This is a genomic window from Nocardia vaccinii NBRC 15922 (assembly GCF_001613305.1).
Taxonomy (GTDB): Bacteria; Actinomycetota; Actinomycetes; order Mycobacteriales; family Mycobacteriaceae; genus Nocardia; species Nocardia vaccinii.
The window spans coordinates 170,635-179,183 of sequence record NZ_BDCC01000020.1 but is presented as its reverse complement, the minus strand read 5'-3'; the positions used below and the strand labels follow the sequence as shown (position 1 = coordinate 179,183).

Genomic DNA, 8,549 nt, shown 5'->3' with positions numbered 1-8,549 from the left:
GAAGCGCGCCGAAAACAGCCGGAGCGGAGCGGAGGCCGAGAAACACAGAGCGAAGCGGAGGCAAAATCAACCGAGGTGGTGCCGAAGCAGGATGGACAGCTGAGTGCGGACCTCGTCGAAGGGGTGGCTGGACTTGAGGGCGCGGCTCTGCACGATGGCGCCCTCGATCGTGGACAGGACCATGCCCGCGACCGAGCAGGCGGTGGCCTGCTCCATTCCCGCGGCGACCATTCCGTCCGCGAGCCGGGCGGTCCACTCGGCGAATGCCTGCCCGGCGGTGGACTGCACGGCGGGATTCATCTCGTCGAGCGCGGCGGCCATCATGAACGATCCGGCGCGGTAGTCACTGGCTTCGAGCGGGGCGCGCCAGAACGCGACCAGCTCGTCGAGCCAGCGTTCGGCCGAGGATGCGGACTGCAATGCGTCGGCCATTTTCGCCACATGCGAATAGACCACGCGCGCAACGATTCTCGCCGCCGCCTCGACCAGTTCCCCCTTTCCCTCCGGAAAATGCTGGTAGAGGGAGTTGCGCGAGGCGTTGCTGCGTTTGAGTAGCTCGCTCAGGCCCGCCGCGTGCACGCCGTGCTCCTGCACCGTCGAGATGGTGCTGGCGATCAACCGAGCGCGCGGTCCCGCTGCCATAAGGATCTCCCTCCTACCCTTGCCTGAACCGATCGGTTCATGTTAGACCTTTTCTGCATGGACCGTTTGGTTCACCGAGAGTAAGGATCCGCATGCCCGCGCTCATCGCCACCGCCGCACCGAACGCCCATGCCGCACCCCTGGGCATCGGCGTCTACCGGCCGCGCCGGATCGTTCCCAATGCCGAGATCGTCGACCGCATCGACTCGTCCGACGAATGGATCCGATCCCGATCCGGTATCGCCGCCCGCCACTGGGCCGACCCCGACGAGACCATCGTCGCCATGAGTACCATCGCCGCACGACGGGCACTGGACGCCGCGAACATGTCCGCCGACCAGGTGGACGCGGTCGTCCTCGCGACCTCCTCCCAGATGGTGCTGGGTCCGTCGGCGGGCGCGGTGGTCGCCACCGAACTCGGCATGCACAACGCCGCCGCCTTCGACGTCTCCGCCGGGTGTGCCGGATTCTGTTACGCCCTGGCCAATGCGGCGAATCTGGTGCGCGCGGGCCAGGCCCGCAACGTGCTGGTGATCGGCGTCGAACGCCTGTCGGACCTGCTCGATCCCACCGACCGCAGCTGCGCGTTCATCTTCGCCGACGGCGCCGGCGCGGTCGTGGTCGGTCCCGCCGAGACCGAGGGCATCGGTCCGGTGGCCTGGGGCTCGGACGGCAGTCAGACCTCGGCGATCAAGCAGGACAAGGACTTTCAGGAGTACTTCGCCGAGGTCGCGGCCGCGGAGGCGAGCGGGGGCACCTCGCAGCGGCCATATATCCGGATGAACGGCACCGCCGTGTTCCGCTGGGCGGTCACCTTCCTGGACAAGGCGTGCCGTGACGCGCTGAACAACGCCGGAGTCACCGTCGAGGATCTGGACGCCTTCGTCCCGCACCAGGCCAACAGTCGCATCACCGACGCACTGGTCAAGGCGCTGGGCATGCCCGAGAGCGTCGCGGTCGCCCGGGACATCGCCGAAACCGGGAACACCAGCGCCGCGTCCATTCCGATGGCGATGGAACAACTGCTGCGCTCCGGCGAGGCGAAACCCGGTGGCATCGCGCTGTTGCTGGGCTTCGGCGCGGGCCTGGCCTACGCCGGGCAGGTCGTGCGACTCCCCGCGATCGCACCGCAGGACTGAGCTCCGGTAGCTCACCCCGGTAACCGCACCACACCATCCAGATATCGGCGGCACCGCCCGGCAAGCTGGACGCGATCGCCGTCCAGCCGGCAGCGCAGCGCACCACCGCGGCGGGAAAGCTGCCGCGCGGTCAGCGTCGTGCGCCCGAGTTCCGCGGCCCACAGCGGGGTGAGCTGAGCGTGCGCGGATCCGGTGACCGGATCCTCCGGGATGCCGACGGCAGGGGCGAACACCCGCGAGACGAAGTCGGCCGAGTCACCACGGGCGGTGAGCACCGCGGCGCGGCGGAGTTCCGGGAACGCCCCGAAATTCGGCCGAGCCTCACGCACCTCGCGTTCGGTCGCCACGACGAGCACCTCGTCCTGGCCGCTGAGCGCGCGCACCGGGCGGACGCCCAGCGCGGACACCAGCTCGGGATCCGGCACCACGTCCAGGGATTCGACCGCGGGCAGGTCCAGGACCAGTTCGTCGTCGTCGGTACGATCCACCGCCAGCCAGCCGCTGCGGGTGAAGAACTGCACCCGGTCCGCACCCGGGTGGATGTCCTCGAGCAGATGCGCCGCGGTGGCCAGTGTCGCGTGACCGCACATGGCCACCTCCGTGCCTGGGGTGAACCAGCGCAGGTGGTACGCGGGACCCAGACCCGGCGGCTCGGCGGCCTCGGGCGGCAGAGCCGAAGTGTAGAAAGCGGTTTCGGCGAGATTGTTCTCCTCGGCGAGTTGTTGCAGCAGCTCGTCGGGCAACCAGGCGAGCAGCGGCATCACCGCCGCGGGGTTGCCCGTGAACGGTGCGTCGGCGAACGCGTCGATCTGATGCAGCAGCACCTCCATACAGCCGAAGGTACCCGCGTCGAATCCCGAGCGACACAATTCGATCCACGACGCGCCGGAGCGGGCAGCCGTCACGGCTCGGTCCACCCCGTACCGATCACCGATCAGGAGACGAAAGCCGTTCCGGCTCAGTCCTTCCGGTCGCCTCGGCGAGCCAGGAGCCGTCCGGCCACCCCGGTCGGTGCGGCACCCAACCACCACGCGAATTCGACCAGCACGATGCCGATCAGACCGCACACCACCGCGGCGCCGGTCAGCGCGGTATCGGACGGGTCGAGCTCGAAGAAGTGCCGGGTGAACGGCACCGTGAACAGAATCAGGTAGCCCGCAACGGATCCGGCGATCAACACGACCTTCCACCACGCCCACGGACGGGCCACGATCGCGAGCACCCACACCGCGATGATCAGCAAGGTGATCAGCGCGGTCGTACTCGCGTGCACCTTCTGGGCCTCGGTCTGCCCGGCCCCCTGGTACGCGATCAGATAGGCGATGAACGTCATCACACCGATCACCGACCCGGACGGCACCGCCAAGCGCAGCACCCGCGGCACGAAACCCGTTCGCGCCCTTTCGTTGTTGGGGGCCAACGACAGGATGAAGGCGGGAATGCCGATGGTGAACCAGGCCGCGATGGTGACGTGCCGCGGCAGGAACGGATACGGCAGCGGGTCGTAATGGAATATCTGCGAGCCGATTCCGGCCACGCCGACCAGAAAGGCGAGCAGGACCGAGTAGACCGTCTTGGTGAGGAACAGATTCGAGACCCGCTCGATGTTGCCGATCACCCGGCGTCCCTCGGCCACCACGTGCGGCAGCGTGGAGAACTTGTTGTCCAGCAACACGATCTGCGCCACCGCGCGGGTGGCGGGGCTCCCCGCCCCCATCGCGACGCCGATATCGGCATCCTTGAGCGCTAGAACGTCGTTGACGCCGTCACCGGTCATCGCGACGGTATGTCCGCGCGACTGCAGGGCCGAGACCATGGCCCGCTTCTGATCCGGCCGCACCCGACCGAAGGTGGTGCGCTGTTCCACCACGTCGGCCATATCCTCGCGGCGCGTGGGCAATTCGCGGGCATCGACCGGATCCCCACCGCCGGGCAGACCCAGCGAGGTGGCGACCGCGCCCACCGACACCGCATTGTCGCCGGAGATTACCTTTACCGAAACATCTTGGCTGGCAAAGTATTCCAGCGTCTCATGGGCATCGGGGCGCACCTTCTGCTCCAGGATCACCAGCGCTCGCGGGGTGACCGTCCCCGGCGCGTCGGGCGCGTCCACCGGGCGATCACTTTCGGCCAGCAGCAGTACTCGCAGCCCCGTAGACCCGATCTCCTGTGCGGTGGCCGCGGCCGCGGAGCCGGGGACCAGCAGGACGTCGGGTGCGCCGAGCAGCCAATTGCCGTATTCACCGTAGGAGCTGCCGCTCCACTTCTTGGCCGAGGAGAACGGCGCTATCGCGCTCTGTGGCCAGCCGGGCGCGTCCGGGCAGCCCTCGGCGATGGCCGCCACGCTGGCGTTGGGCCGCGGGTCGTCGGCGGCCATCGCCGCGAGCGCCGCGCGCAGGCGCTCGGGCGGTGTACCGTCCAGCGCGCGGATCTCGGCCAGGCGCATACCGTTCTCGGTGAGGGTTCCGGTCTTGTCGGCGCACACCACGTCCACCCGGGCCAGTCCCTCGATCGCGGGCAACTCCTGCACCAGGCAGTTGCGCCGACCGAGCCGGACCACACCCACCGCGAACGCGATCGATGTCATCAGCACCAGGCCCTCGGGCACCATCGGCACCAGTGCGGCGACCATGCCGTTGAGCGCCGCGCGCCAGGACTCGCCGTGACTGGAGAACAGCTGGTTGTAGATCGTCACCAGGCCCGCCGGAATCAACAGGTAGGTAATGACCTTCAGAATGGTGTCGATCCCGTTGCGCAGTTCGGAATTCACCAGCGTGAACTTGCTGGCCTCGGCCGCCAGCTGCGCGGCGTAGGCGTCGCGGCCGACCTTGGTCGCGCGGTACGCGCCCGACCCGGACGCCACGAAACTGCCCGACAGCACCTGATCACCCATGACCTTGCCGATCGCGTCGGCCTCACCGGTCAGCAGCGACTCGTCGATCTCCAGGTGCTCGCACTCCCGAACCTCACCGTCCACCACGATCTGATCCCCCGGCCCCAGCTCGATCAGGTCGTCCAGCACCACCTCACCCGGCGCGAGCGTGTGCGCCACGCCGTCACGCCGCACCACCGGCCGCGCCTGCCCCACGATCGCCAACTTGTCCAGCGTGCGCTTGGCTCGCAGCTCCTGCACGATGCCCACCACACTGTTGGCCACGATCAACAGCCCGAACATCCCGTCGATGAGCGACCCGGTAGTCAGTACCAGCAGGAACAGTACGCACAGAATCGCATTGATCCGCGTGAAGACATTCGCCCGCACGATATCGACAACCGACCGACCGGTCCGATCCGGCAGATCGTTCGTCTGCCCGGCCCGAACCCGCTGCTCCACCTCGGCCTTGTTCAAACCGCGGTTACGAACCGCCCGCTCGGTGCTCGCCATGCGAATCAGCCTAGAACGTAATTTCTCCCCGCCGCGAAGCTGTGACGTTGCCGACCACCCTGTGGGGCGCCGGGCAATCGACCGGCCGGGTGTGCAGTGCGGGCGGATCTGCCTGTCGAGTGCGTGGCCCGGCGCGATGCACTGCATCGATGCGGTGCGATGCACTGTAATGCGATGATGGTGATGCTTACGCGCGATGACATGTCGTGCTGATGCGTCATGACACCTGCAAGGACTACCGGAGGCGGACGATGACGGTCGAGACGGCGCCGACCCCGAATGAACGCGCGATCAGCGTGGAAGAATTCGATGCTCTGCCTATCGACACAGACCATCGCTACGAAATCGAGAACGGAATCTTGCTTGTGAACGCGCGCCCAGCACCACCGCGCAGCCGTGCGATATTCCGTTTGATGCTCCAACTCAACTCCCAGTTGCCCGATGGATTGGAGCCCTTCTCCGAGCTCGAAGCCGAACTGGACGGACGCTCACCACGACGAGTGCCCGATGTCGTGGTCGCTCCGGTCGAGGTCGACGAACAGGCTCGCATCCGCAGCGACCAGATCGCGCTCGCCATCGAGATCGCCACCTCGGGCGAGTCCGCAGTGCGCGATTACGCGATCAAGGCCGGCGAGTACGCCGCCAACGGCATCGCCCACTACTGGGTGATCGATATCCTCGACTCCGATGCGCCGGGCCTGACGATCTTCACCTTGGACACCGAGGGCAACTACCGGATCACCCCGCGCGCAACAGGCACCGTCACGGTGGACACTCCCTTCCCGCTGACCATCGACATCGACGCGCTCACCGCGCGCCGCGGTAACTCGTAGCGCCGCAACAACTTCCGTCGCGCCGGTAATGACCCCGATCTGCCGGCCCACCCGGAGCCGGCATGCGTCCGCCTCGCCCCGAGGGCACGGCATTGCGGGTGGCCTTCCCAGAACAATCGCGGCTGCCAGGCCGTGGTCGGCCAGCGGGACAACCCCGGTTACCGGGGAGCCGACGAGCCGCCGGACCGGGCCGAATACAGCAGGCTTCCGGATACGAGGCCGGGACGCCCCGCGAATCGGGAACGACCGGGACCCTCAGTTGGCCGGGACCGGACCATCATCGGGGCCCGAGACGACGGTGTCGGTTTGTTCGGGGAGCAAGGGCAGGACCGCGAAGGCTCCGGCGGAGGCGTCCGGGGGCAGAGCCTGTACCGACCGGATGCCAGGGCGCGAACTCAGCGTGCGCAGTTGGTCCGGATCGCCCCGGACGATCAGGTTCACCGCACAGGCGCAGGGGGTGCGCAGGCGGGCGGCCATGACCGCGGTGATTCGGCTGGTGCGGTCGTCGGAGGATTGCGAGTAGTTCAGTACGCCGGCCGCGGCGCGGGCCGAATCGATGACGGCCGCATCGTCCGCCGGAGTGGGGACCGTGATCGGCGGGGTGTAGACACGGTCGATCGGAACGTGGTAGATGACCTGCGAAACTCGCAGGTCCGCAACCGATTCCGGAATGTCGCGCGGGACGACGCCGGTGGTCAACGCCACCAACGCCCAGCGCTCGCCGCCGTCGTTGCCCTGTAAGGAATCATGAGCCCGCACAAGGTAATCCGCCACCGCCTCGCCCGAATCCGGCCCCAGACGGTCGGTTCCGATCACCGATATCCGTGGTGGATGGACCCAGCCCAGTATCAGAACGAGGACGACGACCAGCGCGACTGCGGCACCGCCGAATCCGGCGATGCGCAGGCGCTCACGCATGGCGCAGGACGTCCAGCGCATGCTCCAGGTCGGCCGGATACTCGCTGGTGATCTCCACCCAGCGTCCATCGGCGGGATGAGCGAAGCCGAGCGAACGCGCGTGCAGCCATTGACGTTCCAGCCCCAGCCGCTGCGCCAGGCGCGGATCCGCACCGTAGGTCAGATCACCGCAGCAGGGATGCCGGATGGCGGAGAAGTGCACCCGGATCTGGTGTGTCCGACCGGTTTCCAGGTGGATGTCGAGCAGGCTGGCCGCCTGGAACGCCTCGACGGTGTCGTAGTGGGTGACACTGGGCCGCCCGTCCGCGGTGACCGCGAACTTCCAGTCGTTACCGCGCGCCCGGCCGATCGGCGCATCGATGGTGCCGCTGGACGGGTCCGGATGCCCCTGCACCAGTGCGTGATAGCGCTTGTCGACGGTGCGCTGTTTGAACGCCCGCTTCAACACGGTGTACGCGTGTTCGGACTGGGCGACCACCATCACCCCGGACGTGCCCACGTCCAGGCGGTGCACGATGCCCTGCCGCTCGTGCGCGCCGGAGGTGGAGATCCGGTACCCCATCGCCGCGAGCCCGCCGACCACCGTCGGCCCGGACCAGCCGACCCCGGTGTGCGCGGCCACCCCGACCGGCTTGTCGACCGCGACGACATCGTCGTCGGCGTAGAGGATCTTCATCCCCTCCACCGGCGTCGCCTCGACCTTCAGCTCCCGTTCGGGCTCGGGAAACTCCACCTCGAGCCAGGCGCCACCGGCCAGCCGATCGGATTTACCCGCGGGCGAGCCGTCGATCTGCACCGCGCCCTCCTCGGCGAGCGAGGCCACGGCCGTGCGGGACAGCCCGAGCAGCCGGGACAGGCCGGCGTCGACCCGCAGTCCGTCCAGACCGTCCGGCACCGGCATGGCGCGCGTCTCCCTCATGCCCGGTCACCGTCCTGATCGCGGTGCGACCGGCTGCCGTCCGGTTCGAATCCGAACACGGTCAGCGCGACCAGCAGAATCGCCCCGCACACGATCGAGGAGTCGGCCACGTTGAACACCGGCCACCAGCGCGTGACCGAGATGAAGTCGACCACATGTCCCTGTAGCGGTCCCGGCGCGCGGAACAGCCGGTCGATCAGATTGCCGACCGCACCGCCCAGTACCAGGCCCAGCCCGATCGCCCAGCCCACCGACCGCAGCGACCGCCCGATCCGGATCACACCGACCACGACGGCCGCGGCGATCAGCGTCAGCAGCCAGGTCATACCGGTGGCCATCGAGAACGCGGCGCCCGGATTGCGCACCAGGGTCAGCCGCACGACGTCACCGATGATCGAAATCGGTTCGCCCGGCGTCATTTTCGCGACGACCAGGGCCTTGGTGCCCAGGTCCAGCAGCAGGGCAACAGCCGCGATCACCAGCAACACCGGAAGGGTGCGCCCCGGAAGCGCCGCGGTGTCCTCGCCGGGCGATTCGGCCGCGGCGGGGTCGGACTCCGCCGCGGACCCGGTCACCCCGGTCGACTCCGCACCCCCCGCGGTCACCGGCGTGTCGCCCTCGTCGGCGATTTTCCGGGATGGCTCCTCGTGCTCGTCGATGTGCTGCTCGCGCGGCCGGTCGATACTCACAGCACCCATCATTCCCTATCGCGA

Annotated in this window: 8 protein-coding genes; 2 read left to right on the top strand and 6 right to left on the bottom strand. The window is 68.2% G+C overall.

The annotated features are described in order from the left end of the window. Positions 1 to 66: 66 nt before the first annotated feature. The gene (locus tag NV1_RS16835; protein ID WP_067892216.1) at positions 67 to 642 is read right to left on the bottom strand and encodes a TetR/AcrR family transcriptional regulator; all 576 of its coding nucleotides are present in this window, start codon (positions 640 to 642) and stop codon (positions 67 to 69) included. A 92-nt stretch (positions 643 to 734) separates the two neighbouring features. Between NV1_RS16835 and NV1_RS16830 the strand changes: the two genes are divergently transcribed. Beyond that, positions 735 to 1,781 (top strand): beta-ketoacyl-ACP synthase III, encoded by a 1,047-nt coding sequence (locus NV1_RS16830; RefSeq protein WP_067892215.1) that lies wholly within the window; start codon positions 735 to 737, stop codon positions 1,779 to 1,781. Positions 1,782 to 1,792: 11 nt separating this feature from the next. Here NV1_RS16830 and NV1_RS16825 read toward each other — a convergent pair whose 3' ends face one another. Next, entirely contained in the window at positions 1,793 to 2,611 is an 819-nt protein-coding gene (locus NV1_RS16825; RefSeq protein ID WP_067892288.1) for a PhzF family phenazine biosynthesis protein, read from the bottom strand. 128 nt (positions 2,612 to 2,739) lie between these two features. Continuing rightward, positions 2,740 to 5,166 carry an HAD-IC family P-type ATPase gene (locus NV1_RS16820; RefSeq protein ID WP_067892213.1) on the bottom strand — a complete coding sequence of 809 codons (2,427 nt, stop codon included), beginning with the start codon at positions 5,164 to 5,166 and terminating at the stop codon, positions 2,740 to 2,742. Positions 5,167 to 5,378: 212 nt separating this feature from the next. Between NV1_RS16820 and NV1_RS16815 the strand changes: the two genes are divergently transcribed. Then, complete coding sequence (locus tag NV1_RS16815; RefSeq protein WP_307629282.1) at positions 5,379 to 5,999, top strand: Uma2 family endonuclease; 621 nt, start codon at positions 5,379 to 5,381, stop codon at positions 5,997 to 5,999. Positions 6,000 to 6,254: 255 nt separating this feature from the next. Here the strand turns inward: NV1_RS16815 and NV1_RS16810 are convergent, their stop codons facing one another. Genes NV1_RS16810 through lspA form a run of 3 tightly spaced genes read right to left on the bottom strand, consistent with a single transcriptional unit; the run spans position 6,255 to position 8,525 of the window. Continuing rightward, the gene (locus NV1_RS16810) at positions 6,255 to 6,917 is read right to left on the bottom strand and encodes a hypothetical protein (protein ID WP_067892211.1); all 663 of its coding nucleotides are present in this window, start codon (positions 6,915 to 6,917) and stop codon (positions 6,255 to 6,257) included. After that, a complete protein-coding gene (locus tag NV1_RS16805) occupies positions 6,910 to 7,836 on the bottom strand; it encodes an RluA family pseudouridine synthase (RefSeq protein WP_067892209.1) in 927 nt (308 codons plus the stop codon). The genes NV1_RS16810 and NV1_RS16805 overlap by 8 nt, the downstream gene beginning before the upstream one ends. Beyond that, entirely contained in the window at positions 7,833 to 8,525 is a 693-nt protein-coding gene (lspA, locus tag NV1_RS16800; RefSeq protein ID WP_373864620.1) for a signal peptidase II, read from the bottom strand. The genes NV1_RS16805 and lspA overlap by 4 nt, the downstream gene beginning before the upstream one ends. Positions 8,526 to 8,549 lie beyond the last annotated feature (24 nt).